This window comes from Paenibacillus sp. 10L310, from assembly GCF_056395745.1.
The window spans coordinates 16,524-33,394 of record NZ_JBFTKC010000030.1 but is presented as its reverse complement, the minus strand read 5'-3'; the positions used below and the strand labels follow the sequence as shown (position 1 = coordinate 33,394).

Genomic DNA, 16,871 nt, shown 5'->3' with positions numbered 1-16,871 from the left:
GGGAAGTAACTACTTGTGTGCGAGATTACAAGGATATTCCCACTTTTTTCTATTTACGAATATAAGCAGTATGTGAAAATGGTTTATCCGAATATGAGCAGAGTGTTCTGTGTCAGAGGGGGCAGACTAGCACTAAAGCCTTTAGCAGCAAGGGGTTGGAAAATAGTCAGTCTGCGATAATAATCAGAGTGTATAAACCATAATCCGTATGTAAACGCTTACGAAACTAGTTTATTGTAAGAAAGACGAGAGATGTGGAATACTCAGAGCAAGCTTCAAAAACATTCACGCAAAGCCAAAGGGGATGAACGGAATGACAAGAAAAGGGAGTCTAAAGAAGTTGATGGGTTTGGCGCTTACAGCAGTAATGGGCGTCTCACTACTTGCGGGGTGCTCATCTGCTGATAACAAATCAGCAGAAGGTGGGGCATCTGGCGATGGAAAACGCGTCACATTAAAGGTGGAGCTTTTCGACCGTGGTAAAACACCTTCTCAGTACACGATCTCAAATAACTTTATCTCTCAAATGATTCAAAAGAACTTTGGTGATCCGAACAACATTGACGTACAGTTCGTACCTGTTCAACGTTCTGAGGAAGTAACCAAGCTGAATGTCCTGATGGCTAGTGCTTCGGATGTTCCGGATATTGTCTTCGTTTATGACTCCAGCGTGTTTTACCGCTATGCACAACAAGGCGGGTTGACAGATGTAGGTGATCTGATTAATCAGTATGGACCGAATCTGAAAAAGTTTTTGGGCGAAGATACATTAAAGTTTGGTCAAGTGGAGGGACAGCAGTTTGCTATACCGGGTAAACGTGCGATTACAGCGCGGTACAGCTCCTTCATTCGTCAAGATTGGTTAGATAAGCTGGGAATGCCAGCACCTCAAACAACAGATGAGTTGTATAACACAGTGAAAGCTTTTAAAGAAAAAGATCCTGGCAATGTGGGAAGTCAAAACATTCCTATGGGTTTTGCGCTTGCACCAGCTTCCTATGAACCACTCATCTATTCTTTCATTAAGCCAATCGCTGGTGATAAGACTTATGCTCAACGCTATGAACTGCCTCTGCATGAAGGATTCAAAGAATCCATGCAGTTCTTGAACAAGCTATACAACGAAGGATTGATCAGTAAGGATTTCAGCTTGGATAAGGATAAAACCCAGTTAAACAAAGACGTTGCAAATGGAAATACTGGTTTCTTCTCTGAAGATGTGGACTCTATTTTCTGGCCAGATGGATCTTATGATCTGTTGAAAACAAACAAACCGGACAGCAACTTGGCTCCGCTCGATGCATACACCAATGCGAATGCTGATGGAAAACATATCAAGTCTCGTTATGGTTCGAATGGTATGTACATCATGATTCCGAAGAGCAGCGAACGTGCGGCAGAAGCAATTAAATATCTGGATTGGATGGCTTCCGATAAAAACCTCACTGCCATTTATGATGGTGTGGAAGGCGAGAACTATGATCTGGTAGACGGCATTCCGGTTGCTAAAGCAGACGCTACTCAAGAAGCAAAAGATCGTCTGTTCAATGCAGGAGATACCGCAATTATTTCGAACGGTAAAAACCTTGGTGATCAAGCACAAAATGAAAAAGCTTGGATCATGGGATTCCCTCCAGCGAATCAGGAAATTTTGAAAAAAGCACTTGAAGTTGCAAACACAGATACTGTTGGACCAATTGTCTTCAGCAAGCCAATTCAGACAGAGATGAAGTATAGCACAGCACTGACAGATAAATTGGACGTTATTATCGTAAAAACAGCGATGGCAAAACCTGAAGAATTCGATGCTGTATTTGAAAAAGAAATGGCTGACTACATGTCCTTGGGTGGAACAGAGCTGAAAAAAGAATTGGAAGCTGCTGAACAATAAGTTTGAACAAAATGTGTGTAAATTGAAGTGTTTCGATGAAGCCTGTGCCGTCTCTTGGATGGCGGCATAGCGTTTCTTCGTTTGTGAGGAGGAGAGAGAGACATGACCACATACTTGAAGAGATACTGGCAACTGTATGCGCTAATTTCACTACCCCTTATTTATTTTATCATTTTCCGATACGGACCAATGTACGGTGTGCAGATCGCTTTTAAAGACTTTAACCTGTTTCAAGGTATTAACGGTAGTGAATGGATCGGTTTTGATGCTTTTCGCGAGGTATTTGCAATGCCGGACTTCTACACTACGCTACGTAACACATTTATGCTGAATTTTCTTGATCTGATCGTTTCATTCCCTGCTCCAATCATTCTGGCCATTATGCTCTATGAGGTAAGGTTTAAATGGTTTAAGAAAATTTCACAGACCATTTTGTACATTCCTCACTTTATCTCCTGGGTTATCATCGGGGGAATTGTATACCAATTGTTTGGTAATCAATCCGGTATGGTAAACGGTATTCTGGAAAGTATGGGCCTAAATTCAATTCCGTTTTTGACAGAGAAAAACCCTTGGCTTGTTACTTACCTGTTCACAGGTGTGTGGCAAAGTGCTGGGTGGGGAACCATTCTATATCTGGCTGCATTAACCGGCGTTAACAAGGAATTGTTCGAAGCAGCTGAGATTGATGGTGCAACGCGGCTGAAGAGAATCTGGCATATTACACTGCCAAGTATTAAACCAACCATTGTAACCTTGCTTATCCTTAATCTCGGAAATATGGTCAGCATCGGTTTTGACCGGCCTTATGTTATTGGTAATACGGCTGTTCGTGAATATTCCGATGTACTCAGTACCTTTGTATACAGAATGGGTATACAGTCTGGACAGTATACACTTGCAACGGTTGTCGGCTTATTCCAGGCTGTTGTCGGATTGATCTTTGTACTCGGCTCAAACTATATCTCGAAGAAAACAACCGGTGAAGGAATACTATAATTTTAGGAAAATAATAAAATTTGTTACATTTGGTTTGTTGAACGTATAGACCATCAGTAAAGGAGTTGTGCGCAGATGAGTGACCGCACCTCGAACCGGATTTTTGATATTGTCAATGTCTCCTTTATCACCTTATTTGTTATATTCTGTCTTGCTCCGTTTCTGCACACGATTGCGATATCGCTAAGTTCGAACCGGGCCATTACATCAGGTGAAGTAACCATCTTCCCAAAGGAATTTAACTGGGATGCATATGGGCAAGTATTTTCGGATCATTCCATGATCTATTCACTAGGCTTCACCACGGTTCTTACGATAGCTACGACAGCGCTGTGCATGTTGTTTACCATTGCTGCAGCGTACCCGCTCACGAAGAAAAAATTAAAAGGTCGCAAAATGTTTATGTACGTCATCATCATCACCATGTTCTTCAGCGGAGGGATTATTCCCGAATATTTGCTGATTCGTGACCTACATTTGCTGAATTCCGTTTGGGCTTTGATTCTACCAGGATTAGTGAGTCCGTTTAACTTGATTATCCTGATCTCCTTCTTCCGTGGGATACCGGAGAGCTTAGAAGAATCGGCTGAGATCGACGGAAGCTCACATGTACACACGCTCTTTAAAATTATTCTGCCATTATCCATGCCAGTAATCGCTACACTCAGTTTGTTCTATGCGGTTGGACGCTGGAATGGTTTTCAGGATTCCCTGATGTACATCACGGATCCGAAGCTATATCCACTTCAACTAAAGCTCTATCAAATGGTACAGAACAACATGGTTAGTGAGCTTACATTAATGGAAGGTGCCAACCGGACCAGATTAACTCCAGAGAGTCTTAAGGCTGCAACGGTCGTGTTCGCAACAGTACCTATCCTACTGGTATATCCATGGTTGCAAAAGTATTTCGTCAGCGGTGCGATGCTGGGAGCGGTTAAAGGATAATGTTGGGTGATTCCCGTACACACAAGAACTGATATCAGGGGAAGGAGAAGGAAATGAATATGCAGGGAGAAGACAAGGGCGAATACTCATTCTCGACATGTTGGAACATCAGGAAACATCCCATAGGGGAAGATATGATTCAGGAGATTGCGGATCTCGGCTTTCGTCGGGTGGAGCTCAATTATAATGTGACGAAGGAGATGCTTACGACGATTGAGCCCATGATTGAGCGTGGAGAGATCGGAATTTCTAGTGTCCACAACACCTTTCCACATGACCCTGATCCAGACTACGGTACGGATTCCATCTTGCTCGGCTTCGAAGATGAAGTGAAACGTAAACGGGCGATCGAATTGCTGGTAGAGTCAGCTGAATATGCCCAACGTTATGGTGGAGAAGCTGTTGTTGTACACCCGGGAGAGGTACCTTTTCCTGAGGATATCAGCAAAGACCTTGGAAAGATCTATAACGAGGAAGGTCCGGACTCACCGAAGTATCGGAGCAAATGGGCTGAATTGATGGAGCGGCGGGAAGCCCTCAGTTCAGGGTATGTGGAGAAAATTATCGCCAGTCTGGATGAGGTATGCAATCGGGCGGCAGCTAAAGGTCTGGATGTTCGTTTTGGCATCGAGACAAGATCCCGACCACAACAGATTCCTACCCTTGCCGAAGCCAAGACCATCATCACGGCCCTCAAAGGGGCTCCGGTTGGTATCTGGTACGATACCGGTCATGCCATAATGATGGACCGAATGGGCCTTTATGACAGTGTGGGAGAAATGCGGGGCCTGATGGATGATATCGTAGGGGTCCATATCCATGAGACGCTTGGTCTCTCGGATCACTGGTGCCCGTATGTACACAGTAAGGATATGAACTTCTATGATGCCTATCTGCCGATGATTCGCCGGGCACAGGTGAAGGTGTATGAGTTGAAGTCTGCCTGTAAGGCAGAAGAGATTCATGAGAGTCATGACTTGCTAATGAAGAAGCTTGGAGTGACAGAGTAGGCGCGGTGATGTGGGAAACAGTTTGCATGTTCACAGCATGTGTTTAACGACTGTTTTCTCAGTGACGGAGACCCATAAATATGTAGTAAAACAAGCACAGGTTTTCTAGCGACTTTTGTAGAAATATGATATATACTGACGAGAAAAATGAACTCACCTACGGGCGGTATGAGTAGGCTTCCGGTCTGAATTGAAGGCACTGAAGCAACATACTCCGCACATCGGGAGAATGCATTGGTATGGAGGGGACTGCACATGTACAAACAACTGGTGGACAGTAATGACAGAGCGGTAGAAAGAGGCATATCCCGGCAGATGCTTGACCCGGAAAGCCGTTACTATGGAGGGACAATTGATCCCTTCACAGGTGTTGCCTGGGTCAACCATACGACTGGAACGCCCACGGATATGTGTTACTGGGGAGCTGCGCTCTCCAATCCGGACTCTATCTATTACCGGGATGAATCGTTGTTAAATCGACTGCTGTTAGCTACGGAATTTGTACTCCGCTTCCAGCATGAAGACGGTTCAATATCGCCTGGCTGGACCAATTACCATTCCCCTCCAGATACTGCATTTGTCGTTGTAGGGTATTCACAGTTGTATCAGCTTCTTCAGCAACAAGAATGGGAGCCGCTTCAACCTGTATTGAACAATATGAGGCTGTTTCTGGAACGGACAATCCCAACCATGCTTACGGGAGGTTGTCATACGCCCAATCATCGCTGGGTGCTATGCGCGGCGCTTGGTTTCCTGCATGAAATATTTGATCTGGAGGAAGCTGTGCAGCGCGCAGAGCAGTGGATGGATGAAGGCATGGATATTACACCTGATGGGGAGTGGACAGAACGGAGCAATGGGATATACAGCGCAGTTAGCGACATCATGTTAATTCATGCTGCGCGCCTGCTCAATCGTCCTGAACTGCTGGAACCAGTGAGGCTTAATCTCCGCATGATGGTGTATCTGGTCCATCCAACGGGTGAAATTGTTACGGATTATTCAGGGCGACAGGATCTGGGCAGTGTTCATGATCTGTCACCTTATTATCTGCCTTATGCCATTTTGGCTCGGCTGGACGGTGATCCACTCTTAGCCGGTATGGCAGCCTGGGCTGGAGATACATTGACAGATCCGGGAGTATGTTCGGTGAATACGCTCATTCGATTAATGCTTGAGCCGGAGCTTCAACAGACCAATGACACACGTGATGCATTACCGGAACAGTATGAGGTCATGCTGAATGAACATTTTGTACGGGGAGAATATCTGGAGAAGATGGACGCAGTAGGGCATCACGGTCGTATTTCGCACAGTCGGATGCATACGGATTTTGGTGCTCCGGTAGCCCGAATTCGGGATGGTGCTACAAGTGTGACTGTGATGACAGAAGTTCCTTCTTTCTTCGCGCTTCGTCATGGCAAGGTGCGCCTGCTGGCTGTGCAACTGGCCTCTTACTTTAATCCAGGGTATGTACCTATGCAGCAAATGACGAGGCTGTCCGAAGGCTATCGACTAACTGGTGAGCAGAAAAAAGGTTATTACGGCCCAATCCCTGCGAACCTGCTGCCAGAATCGGCTGCATCAGATATAAGTCCATGGTATTTGTTACCTCATCAGAGTCGTCAGCTTACTCATGAGCAGACATTCCGTGTAGGAGCAGAATTACAGCCAACGGAAAACGGATGGAACATGCATCTATCTGGACAGGAACCGGAGGACATTATGATGCAGTTATCCTTTGTATTCGGAAGCGAAGGTGAACTGACCTGTGAGGACGCGATTGAAACGAGTGAGGGTCACTATTTGTGGAAAAGCGGTACATTACGCTATACCTGCGGAGAAGACTGGCTGGAGATCACCGGAGGCGAGCTGGGGCATCTGGCGGCAACGGTACGTGAGGCAAAACTGCCGGACAAGTGTAAGGTTGTGCTGGTCAATTTCATGACGCCGTTTGATAAAACCATTCAAATTTCACTTTCTCCTTCGATAGCGTCGAAGATCTAGATTTATTAAATATTTAAGCCATAATAGTTAGAAGACCGAGCCCAAATGCTCGGTCTTCTTTTTTTACGAACGACGAATGACTGCAATTAACGTTCTAAAATGATATTCCCACTGTCCAGCTCCAGTAATGTATGAACTATGATCATTTCAGTTGCTCTAACGCAGTTTCGATTGGTTTAGTGAACAGAGGATCATCTTTGGTTTTGCTCCAGTAAACGATAAAAACATTTCCTTTCTCATATAGAAAAGGGAATGTTGTAAATTGGGCGCTTTCCATGTGTTTATTGAATTCTTTTGTCCCGTTGATGCGACCCTTTTCTGAATTGAAAATATAAAAATGTATAAATTCAGGGCTATATGGTTCTTCTTCCACAGGCACTTCAACGGAGTACACCTCAGGTACAACATCATTTAATTTCAAAGGATACCCGGTGATACCAAAGGACACTAAATCCAGTTCTTGAGACTCGAGCGCGCTCAGTACATCCTCTAATGTGAACTTATTTTCTATGTTTTCTATATCTTTTGAACATCCATTCAAAGCAAACAAGCATATTAAGATGAATATAAGTGGTTTTATCTTTGAGATTCTCAATATAACATCCCCTTAAAATATTTATTTTTTATTACATACTCGAAAAAGAGGCTGACCGTCAGAGCTAATATACGTTGTTTGATTTTTAATGGAGATAAACCACTAAAAAGGACAATAAGGATAATAATACCATAGACTACACTCGTATTAGTATAACCGGACCGAATCCAGTTAGATGCCGCGTAACCGACAAGAATAGACTAATGCAATACTGCAAAGAGAGCCTATGGTAAGTGAGTGTAGGAGTCTCTAGGTAAACATGGTTTTCCTTTGAATAAACAACGCTCCAAGGTGATAGGTTTCCGCAAAATGGAATATCATCTTCTTTTGCATTTTTTTCATAAACGACATGAAACTACATATTGAGAAGTGGGCCTTAAGATGTGGTATACTGAAGAGTATGAATGAAATGCAAAGAGGAGGTGCCTTGGAAGATGAAGGGCAAGCTAGTGCGGGCTGAGGGACACCTTGCCAATATTATACCGATTCACTTGGATGCTTCTTTCTTCTTTGAAAGAGCTGTCCGCTCGCTGGACCGTAATCATGTCGACAAGGCATTAAAATATTTTCGCAAAGCTGTTGAATACGAACCGGAAAATCCGGTAAATCATTGTAATATGGCGGGTATATTATCGGAGAAGGGGGATTACGAAGCCTCCAATGCCATTCTGGCTAACGTGCTGGAAGTGGTAGATCCGTCGATGACGGAATGTTATTTTTATATGGCGAACAATTATGCAAATATGGATCGGTTTGAGGAAGCCGAGCAAGCACTTGTTACCTATCTGGAGGAGGACACTCAAGGTCAGTTCATGACGGAAGCCGAAGAGATGATGGAGCTTCTGTATTATGAGCTGGATCGTCCGACCAAACTGAATCGAATCAAATCACGCAAAGGTGTAGTGGAGCACGATCAGGCACGGGAACTGCTGGAAGAAGGAAAATTTGCACAGGCTGCTGAATTGCTCGAAGGCATGTCTTCTGATTATCCTGATTACTTGGCTGCCCGTAACAATCTGGCACTCGCCTACTATTATATGGGTCTGTTTCCCAAAGCAAAAGAGACCATTGCCGAAGTGCTTGAACAGGAACCAGGTAATCTGCATGCACTCTGTAATTTGGCCATTTTCCATCAAAATGAGAACCGGGCTGATCAAGTGCTGCTTCTGATCAAAAAATTGCGGGTCATCGTGCCCTTCCAGCACGAACAAGTCTACAAACTGGCGACAACGATGGGAATTCTGGGCCAACACGATACGGCTTATGTTCACTTCCGGCGTTTGCTCAAGGACGAAGAGACAGCTGCTGATCCGGCACTTGCTCACTATGCAGCAGTGGCGGCTTATAATACAGAACGTTATGATGCTGCTGAGCGTTTATGGCATCATGTGTCCAAGCTTGATCCGGGTTCCGAAGTATCCCGGTATTATCTGTCAGGTCTTGAGGCTGTAAAACAAGGCGAGCAAGAGCCAGAGAAGCTGAGCTATCACTATCATCTGCCATTTGATGAGCAATTCAGACAGTGGGAGAACTACGGTAGTGGCATACCTGAAGAAATGAAGAATGATCCACTGATTCGCTCATCCTTCTTCTGGGCATTGCGTCATGGTGATCGGGCAACCAAGCTACAGGTTATTCATGCGCTTGGGATGATCGGTGACTATGAGGTGCAACAGGCTCTGCAATCCTTTATTGAAGAGCCTGGAGAAGAACAGGATCTGCTTGAGGTAGCACAAACTGTACTGAACGGATTGAAATCGGCTGAACATGAGGATCGGAATACTCAGGTGGTTCGACCCTTTTCTCCTGTAGCCTTGAAGTCTATTGGGAAGGTTCAATCCACATCAGAACAATCGGACACTAGTTCAACCTCCCATTGGCAGGCGGTTGTTGATCGTGCGTTACAGATGTCTGAAGCAAAGGCTGAGTTGCAGCAAGAGATGGAACGGCTCTGGACGGATTATGTATCCCGGGTACATCCGGAAGTTCCGGGTACGAAGCAGATTGAGGGTTGGGCTGCAGGACTTGAATATTTGGCAGCGAAGAATCACAGTCGGCCCGTTACCTATCAAAGCATTGCTGAGCGGTATGGGATATCGGCATCAACGGTTAGCAAGTATGCTAAACAGATTCATTCGGTTTGTAACAGCAAGCCACCACTAGTATAGAAAGTTCGCTTCAACTCGTTTTCAGAAAGACATCAACAGGTGAAGGATACAACAACCGGGAAAACGGGTAAACTTAACGAATGGGCTTTGTAAACGCCTGTAGGATATCATCTTGGCAAGTTCATCGCTAGTACAACACATTCTCACCTTAATTAAGGAGGCTGTATCTATATGTCTAAATACAGAACGATTGTGATCGGAACGGGACCTGCGGGTCTGACAGCAGCGATATATCTGGCTCGTGCTAATCTGAAACCACTGGTTATCGAAGGTCTTCAGCCGGGTGGTCAATTGACGACGACAACGGAAGTTGAGAATTTCCCCGGTTTCCCGCAAGGTATCATGGGTCCGGAACTGATGGACAACATGCGTAAGCAAGCTGAACGTTTTGGAGCGGAATTCAAAAACGGTTGGGTGGAAGAGGTTGATTTCAGCAAACCGCCCTTCAAGGTCAAAGTTGGAGGAATCGGTGAACTGGAAGCTGAATCGATCATTATCTCCACAGGTGCTTCCGCTCGTTATCTCGGTATTCCGGGCGAGCAGGAAAATGTGGGACGTGGTGTAAGTACATGCGCGACATGTGACGGCTTCTTCTTCCGAGGCAAAAAAATCGTGGTCGTGGGCGGTGGAGACTCCGCGATGGAGGAAGCGAGTTTCCTGACTCGTTTTGCAACAGACGTGACATTGGTTCACCGCCGGGATGAATTACGTGCATCCAAGATTATGCAGGATCGGGCTCGCAGCAATGAAAAGGTGAAGTGGGCGTTGAACCGTACTCCACTCGAGGTCGTACCAGAAGCTTTGGGTGTCAAAGGGCTGAAAGTGCGCAACAACGAGACGGGGCAGGAAGAGTTGCTTGAAGCAGATGGCGTATTCGTTGCCATTGGTCACACACCGAATACCGGATTCCTGGGTAATGCGATTGCACTGGACGAACATGGCTATGTTGTCGTTAAACCGGGAACAACGGAGACCAATATTCCAGGTGTATTTGCCTGTGGTGATGTTCAAGATACGAAGTATCGTCAAGCTATTACGGCTGCAGGATCAGGATGTATGGCTGCGATGGATTGTGAGAAGTTCCTTGAAGGAAGCATTGTCCATGATTGGAGCGAAACGTTGGATAAATAAGCATTACATGCGTGAGGTTAGGCATATGCTGGGAATAAGAGACAACGGGAAGTCTCATGAAATGAGAGAAGCCGGAAGGCTTCTCTTTTTTTGAAACTACAGTGGGCATGAGATCGTATACATATAGGGCATATTAGCTGTGAGGTGAAGATTTTGGGGGAAATGATAAAAGATTGGTTACAGAATGCGACAGTGAGACGATTTTTGATCCTGCTCTTGTTCTGTTTAATTTTGTTCAGTATGGGGAGTATGCTGCACATGATTCTGCTGTTGTTCCTGGTGACGTATGTCATGAACAGGTTACAGCATTTCATTACAGGTGGTTTAAATCGGTTGTTTCCAATCAATTATAAAGTTGTAGTCATCCTACTCTATATGATTGTGATCGCAGTCATTGTGCTCGGCATTTCCAGATATTCACCACGGATCGTGGATCAGGTCGTTCAGTTGACAAACGAGATTATGAAATTTCTGGATAGTGCAGACGGTGATAATTTTGCGTCCAAAATTGCGGGTTATCTTCAATCCTTCGATATTAAAAATTACACCAATGATGCATTGAAATATATTTTCGCTTTGAGCAAATGGCTGGAATTTATTCTGCTCGTCATCATTCTGAGTCTGTTCTTCTTGTTGCAGAAGCAGGAGATATCCAAGTTCACGTCCAAGTTCAAAACAAGTAAAATTGGATGGTTCTACAATGAAGTTGCTTATCTGGGAGACAAGTTCGTATCTTCTTTTGGTAAAGTCATTGAGGCACAGCTTCTTATTGCGGTGTTTAATACGGTACTGACGATACTGGGCTTATGGATTCTGGGTTTCCCGTATCTGTTCGCTCTGACCATTCTGGTGTTCATGCTTAGTCTGGTTCCCGTTGCGGGGGTTATCATCTCACTTGTACCGCTCTGTCTGATCGGATATCAGATGGGTGGACTGAAATTAAGCATTATTGTGATCATCATGATTATTGTTATTCATGCTTTGGAGACGTACTTCCTGAATCCAAAACTGATGGCACACAAGACCAAATTGCCAATGTTCTACACCTTTATCGTACTAATTCTGTCGCAACACTTTCTGGGGATCTGGGGACTGATCATTGGTATTCCGATCTTTGTCTTCCTGCTCGATATTCTGGATGTGAACAAGATGGAGAAGACGGAAGAGCCGGTACGTGTGGAAACGAAGTTATAACGTAGAAAAATCAACTGAGTCAGCCCAATTTCTACAATTTCAGATTTTCATAAAAGTAAGGGAGCCTTCCTGTGGATGGAAGGCTCTTTTTTTGTTCGCAATACCGTCATTAGATAGCTTTCTGCGTAAGAATGACAGGTGGCGGGGTGCATAAGATGAGTCACCTATATGAGGGGACGATGTTGATCTTTTATGAATGGAACGAGTGAAGATGCAATATCATGAGTTGAGGCTTCCTCTGTTATGGGGAGGAAGGAATAAAGCGTGCGTTTATAAATGAAGGTAATGAGGATGTATACGTATTCAAAAACGGTGCGTGATGTGGTTCACAACCCCGGCGGAGCAGGAGGTACTAGAGGTCTTATCGTCTTGACCCAGGCGTATCCTTCAATTATAGTTGGTACGTAGGACTTAAACTATTTTAGATAGATAAAGGTGGCTTGCAGCATGTCTGAGAAAATCTACGTTGGGGTCGATCTCGGCGGAACAGCAATCAAGGTCGGTATATGCGATGAACAAGGTCAGCTAATGCATACGTATGAAGGACCGACTGAAGTGGATAAGGGCGTAGACACGGTCATCGCCAACATCGAGAAGTATGTCCGACATATCGTAGCCGAATCACCTTACAGTTGGGAACAGCTTGAGGGTGTAGGTGCTGGAGTGGCCGGTTTCACGAATGTACGCGAGGGAATTATCGTTCATGCCCCTAACATCGGATTTCGGAATGTGGCCATTCGTTCGATTCTGGAAGAACGTCTGGGCAAGCCAATCAAAATAGATAACGATGCAAACGTGGCTGCACTGGGTGAAGTCTGGGCAGGTGCCGGCAAAGGCGTAGACAACTGCGTATGTTATACACTCGGTACGGGTGTTGGCGGAGGCTTGATCCTGAATGGTAACATTTATCAGGGTTTCTCCGGTATGGCGGGAGAACTGGGTCATATCAGTGTTGTACCTGATCTGGAAGCCATCAAATGCGGTTGTGGTAAAATGGGATGTGTAGAAACAGTATCGTCTGCAACGGGTATTATCCGTATGGCAAAGGATGCCGTAGAGCGCGGGGATCATACGTCACTGGCACTCGTCGACAAGATTGCAGCCAAAGAAGTATTTGATGCTGCCAAGGCAGGCGATGAAGTGGCACAGCGCATTGTGAATCGTGCGGCCTTTTACCTGGGCAAGTCCATGGCTACTGTAGCAGCTGTCATTAACCCGGAGATGTTCATCATCGGTGGTGGCGTATCCAAAGCGGGCAATTTCTTGTTTGATGAAATCCGTACTGTGTTTGCTAAGCTGACGCCAGAACCGTTGCAAGATGGGGTTCAGATTCTGGAAGCTACACTTGGTAATAATGCAGGTATTGTGGGTGCAGCAGGTCTTCTCTTGCGTTCCTAGTATCCTCGTAACAATATATGAAGACAGCAATATGATAAGGAGGGGACATTTATGCTTGAAGGTGAAGGATCACCAGGCACAGGCGCCACGCTCATTATCATTACGGGCATGTCCGGAGCAGGTAAAACCATTGCAGTACAAAGCCTGGAGGATCTGGGTTTCTTCTGTGTGGATAATCTGCCGCCGGTATTGATTCCAAAATTTGCGGAACTAATTGAACAGTCAAACGGCAAGATTGGTAAGGTTGCATTGGTTATCGATCTGCGCGGGCGTGAATTCTTTACGGCTCTGTCCGAGTCTTTGAACTATATTAAAGATCATTTTACCATTCATTGCGAGATTTTATTCCTGGATGCTACAGATTCTGTACTTGTTCAGCGTTACAAAGAAAGCAGGCGCAGACATCCTCTGGCTCCTGAGGGCATGCCGCTGGACGGCATCCGACTGGAACGCAAGATGTTGGAGGAACTCAAAAACTCTGCGACTCAGGTACTGAATACAAGTACAATGAAGCCTGCTCAACTGAAAGAACGCATCATATCCCGTTTTTCTCATCTGGAAAGCCAAATGCTGTCGGTGAATATTACGTCGTTTGGATTCAAGTATGGGATTCCGATTGATGCTGATCTGGTGTTTGATGTACGTTTTTTACCGAATCCGCATTATATTGATCATTTGCGACCGAATACGGGACAGAATAGTGATGTGTATGAATATGTTATGAAATGGCCAGAGACACAGGCGTTTCTGACCAAGCTGCTGGATATGCTGCATTTCCTGATTCCGCAATACCGGAAGGAAGGCAAAAGCCAGGTTATTATTGGAATCGGCTGTACCGGAGGCAAGCATCGTTCGGTAGCAATATCGGAATATTTGGGCAAGATGTTGGGAAGCAGCGAGACAGAAGCTGTTACCGTGAGCCATCGCGACGCTGACCGGGACCGTCATTGAAGAGGGTGAAGGGATGAAAGAGGCCGGACCACGAAGAGAACGTCCGAGAATAGTTGTAATGGGCGGCGGAACCGGATTATCCGTGATGCTGCGCGGTTTGAAAGAGAAGCCGCTGGATATCACGGCCATCGTCACAGTTGCAGATGACGGTGGAAGTTCAGGCATCCTGCGCAATGAGCTACAGATGCCGCCTCCGGGCGACATTCGCAACGTGCTTACGGCACTGGCTGATGTAGAACCATTGCTTTCAGATATGTTGAAGTACCGTTTCAATACAGGCGCGGGGCTTGCAGGCCACAGCTTGGGAAATTTGATTTTGGCTGCAATGACGGATATTTCGGGCGACTTTGTGACCGCAGTGCGGGAGCTTAGCCGCGTGTTTGCCGTTCGAGGTGAGGTATTGCCAGCCGCAGGCCAGGCCGTTGTGTTGCATGCCGAGATGGAAGATGGGACAATTATTACAGGTGAGTCCAAAATCCCTGAGGCGGGTGGACGCATCAAACGTGTTTTCCTTGAACCGGATCACGTGGAGCCGTTGCCAGAGGCAGTAGAGGCCATTCGTCAAGCTGATGCTATTCTAATCGGGCCAGGCAGCCTCTATACAAGCATCCTTCCCAATTTACTCGTACCTAAGCTTGCAGAAGCTGTGGTAGAGGCTGATGCGGTGAAGATGTTTATCTGTAATGTGATGACACAGCCGGGAGAAACAGATAACTATACGGTAAGTGACCACCTTAAGGCGGTACACGAGCATATAGGTCATCAGCTCTTCGACTATGTTATCGTAAATAATGGTGATATTCCGCTGCAAGTGCAAAATAAGTATGCGGAAAAAGGAGCAAAACCGGTTGTACTGGATATGAATGTACTCGAAAGTGCCGGCTATCAGGTGGTTGCAGATACCCTTGTTCTGTTCAAAACCTATCTGCGTCATGATGCTGACAAGTTAAGTCATCACATCTACCAACTGGTACAAAATTGGATGTTACGGAAGAGGTGAAGTCCCATGTCGTTTGCAGCACAGACCAAAAAAGAATTAACCATGATCGAGAGCGAACCGTGCTGCGAAAAGGCGGAACTTTCAGCCCTCATCCGTATGCTTGGTGCAGTGCAGTTATCGAATAAAAAAGTGATCTTGGATATTTCGACGGAGAATGCCGCGATTGCAAGACGGGCATACTCTCTGCTTAAAAAGCATTTTCAAGTGCATACGGAATTACTGGTCCGCAAAAAAATGCGGCTGAAAAAGAACAATGTATATATTGTTCGTATTCCAACCATGGTACAGGAGATTCTCAATAGTCTTCATATTGTATCTGAGGGCTTTCTCTTTACCCCAGGGATCAGTACGGAATTGTTTCAGCAAAACTGTTGTAAACGGGCCTATCTTCGCGGTGCATTTCTGGCCGGTGGATCGGTTAATAATCCGGAAGGTTCCTCGTACCATCTGGAGATTGCGTCTATGTATGAAGAGCACTGTCAGGCACTGGTTGACCTGGCCAATGAATTTCATCTGAATGCCCGGTGTATAGAACGGAAAAAAGGATTCATCCTATACATTAAGGAAGGCGAGAAAATCATTGAGCTGCTCAGCATCATTGGTGCTCATCAGGCCTTGTTCAAGTTTGAAGATGTACGAATTATGCGAGACATGCGTAACTCCGTTAACCGGATTGTCAATTGTGAGACCGCCAACCTGAACAAAACGATTGGAGCGGCGGTAAGACAAATCGATAATATCCGGTTGTTACAAAAGGAAGTTGGTCTGGAATCTTTGCCTGAGAAACTTCGCGAAGTGGCGGAGGTTCGACTCGCTCATCCGGATATCAACTTGAAGGAAGTTGGCGAGCTCCTTAAAGGTACAGTCAGCAAGTCGGGAGTGAACCATCGGCTTCGTAAAATTGATGAGCTGGCTGAGAAAGTACGCACAGAACGTTATGGTTAAGACGGAGTAGGGTAAAGTAACAAGGTCCGCTGTTTCTGCTGAACAGAAAGGTCGGGAAAGTCAACCGTTAAGGATCTGGGAGACTCACTTAGGTCATTGGATGCGCTGTGCAAAAGATGAAATTAGGGCAAGATAATGTCCTCCAAAGCACCCTGAGTTTTTTCTTCTAGTGTCCTGCACGGGTTAATGGTATAATGTTGTTTAAATATAATTGTGTATTTAATGTCCAGATTTCATAATAGGGGGTAAGTTTCCATGACAAAGCACCCGGTAGTTGTCCGTTTGAAAACGGGTCTCCATGCCAGACCTGCTGCACTGTTCGTTCAAGAAGCGAATAAGTACTCGTCTGAAGTGTTCGTCGAGAAGGACGACAAAAAAGTTAATGCAAAAAGTATCATGGGGATCATGAGCCTTGCAATTAGCACAGGTACGGAAATTCAGATTAGTGCAGAGGGCGCGGATGCCGAACAGGCTGTAAACGCTTTAGTTAGTCTGGTAAGCAAGGAAGAGCTCGAAAACCAATAAGATATGATCAATCCAATGAAGAAGTCCCGAAAGGGGCTTTTTTGCGTTATTGACGTATTTGCTATCGTCAAGTGCAACATTATGGAATTTGTCCCGTCTGTTAAGGTAT

The 16,871-nt window shown here is 45.4% G+C and carries 14 protein-coding genes; 13 read left to right on the top strand and 1 reads right to left on the bottom strand.

All coding sequences use genetic code 11. From position 1 onward, the window contains the following. The first annotated feature begins 304 nt into the window (after nucleotides 1-304). From AC1DE7_RS30295 to AC1DE7_RS30275, 5 genes are all read left to right on the top strand, one after another. A complete protein-coding gene (locus AC1DE7_RS30295) occupies nucleotides 305-1,891 on the top strand; it encodes an extracellular solute-binding protein (RefSeq protein WP_074092960.1) in 1,587 nt (528 codons plus the stop codon). A gap of 102 nt (nucleotides 1,892-1,993) precedes the next feature. Beyond that, nucleotides 1,994-2,890: an ABC transporter permease gene (locus AC1DE7_RS30290; RefSeq protein ID WP_074092961.1), complete on the top strand. Its 897-nt coding sequence runs from the start codon at nucleotides 1,994-1,996 to the stop codon at nucleotides 2,888-2,890. Nucleotides 2,891-2,965: 75 nt separating this feature from the next. Further along, entirely contained in the window at nucleotides 2,966-3,838 is an 873-nt protein-coding gene (locus AC1DE7_RS30285) for a carbohydrate ABC transporter permease (protein WP_074092962.1), read from the top strand. A 59-nt stretch (nucleotides 3,839-3,897) separates the two neighbouring features. Continuing rightward, nucleotides 3,898-4,848 (top strand): sugar phosphate isomerase/epimerase family protein, encoded by a 951-nt coding sequence (locus tag AC1DE7_RS30280; protein WP_477535797.1) that lies wholly within the window; start codon nucleotides 3,898-3,900, stop codon nucleotides 4,846-4,848. Nucleotides 4,849-5,103: 255 nt separating this feature from the next. After that, nucleotides 5,104-6,855 carry a hypothetical protein gene (locus AC1DE7_RS30275; protein ID WP_477535793.1) on the top strand — a complete coding sequence of 584 codons (1,752 nt, stop codon included), beginning with the start codon at nucleotides 5,104-5,106 and terminating at the stop codon, nucleotides 6,853-6,855. A 142-nt stretch (nucleotides 6,856-6,997) separates the two neighbouring features. On the opposite strand, the gene AC1DE7_RS30270 is transcribed toward AC1DE7_RS30275, so the two are convergent. Continuing rightward, nucleotides 6,998-7,450, bottom strand: a complete 453-nt coding sequence (locus tag AC1DE7_RS30270; protein WP_127546322.1) for a hypothetical protein — start codon at nucleotides 7,448-7,450, stop codon at nucleotides 6,998-7,000. A 434-nt stretch (nucleotides 7,451-7,884) separates the two neighbouring features. Here AC1DE7_RS30270 and AC1DE7_RS30265 point away from each other — a divergent pair, with 434 nt between their 5' ends. The 8 genes from AC1DE7_RS30265 (at nucleotide 7,885) to AC1DE7_RS30230 (ending at nucleotide 16,762) form a co-directional block, all read left to right on the top strand. After that, nucleotides 7,885-9,618, top strand: coding sequence for a tetratricopeptide repeat protein (locus AC1DE7_RS30265; RefSeq protein ID WP_477535792.1), 1,734 nt, complete (start codon nucleotides 7,885-7,887; stop codon nucleotides 9,616-9,618). A 171-nt stretch (nucleotides 9,619-9,789) separates the two neighbouring features. Then, nucleotides 9,790-10,749, top strand: coding sequence for a thioredoxin-disulfide reductase (gene trxB / locus AC1DE7_RS30260; RefSeq protein ID WP_036674745.1), 960 nt, complete (start codon nucleotides 9,790-9,792; stop codon nucleotides 10,747-10,749). A 162-nt stretch (nucleotides 10,750-10,911) separates the two neighbouring features. Then, nucleotides 10,912-11,943: an AI-2E family transporter gene (locus AC1DE7_RS30255; protein ID WP_036616412.1), complete on the top strand. Its 1,032-nt coding sequence runs from the start codon at nucleotides 10,912-10,914 to the stop codon at nucleotides 11,941-11,943. 447 nt (nucleotides 11,944-12,390) lie between these two features. Beyond that, nucleotides 12,391-13,341, top strand: coding sequence for an ROK family glucokinase (locus AC1DE7_RS30250; protein ID WP_017691252.1), 951 nt, complete (start codon nucleotides 12,391-12,393; stop codon nucleotides 13,339-13,341). A 51-nt stretch (nucleotides 13,342-13,392) separates the two neighbouring features. Further along, complete coding sequence (gene rapZ, locus AC1DE7_RS30245) at nucleotides 13,393-14,292, top strand: RNase adapter RapZ (protein ID WP_017691251.1); 900 nt, start codon at nucleotides 13,393-13,395, stop codon at nucleotides 14,290-14,292. A gap of 13 nt (nucleotides 14,293-14,305) precedes the next feature. Continuing rightward, nucleotides 14,306-15,292, top strand: a complete 987-nt coding sequence (locus tag AC1DE7_RS30240) for a gluconeogenesis factor YvcK family protein (RefSeq protein ID WP_017691250.1) — start codon at nucleotides 14,306-14,308, stop codon at nucleotides 15,290-15,292. A 6-nt stretch (nucleotides 15,293-15,298) separates the two neighbouring features. Then, complete coding sequence (whiA, locus tag AC1DE7_RS30235) at nucleotides 15,299-16,237, top strand: DNA-binding protein WhiA (protein WP_036616210.1); 939 nt, start codon at nucleotides 15,299-15,301, stop codon at nucleotides 16,235-16,237. Between the two features lie 255 nt (nucleotides 16,238-16,492). Beyond that, nucleotides 16,493-16,762 (top strand): HPr family phosphocarrier protein, encoded by a 270-nt coding sequence (locus tag AC1DE7_RS30230; RefSeq protein ID WP_017691248.1) that lies wholly within the window; start codon nucleotides 16,493-16,495, stop codon nucleotides 16,760-16,762. The last annotated feature ends 109 nt before the right edge of the window (nucleotides 16,763-16,871 follow it).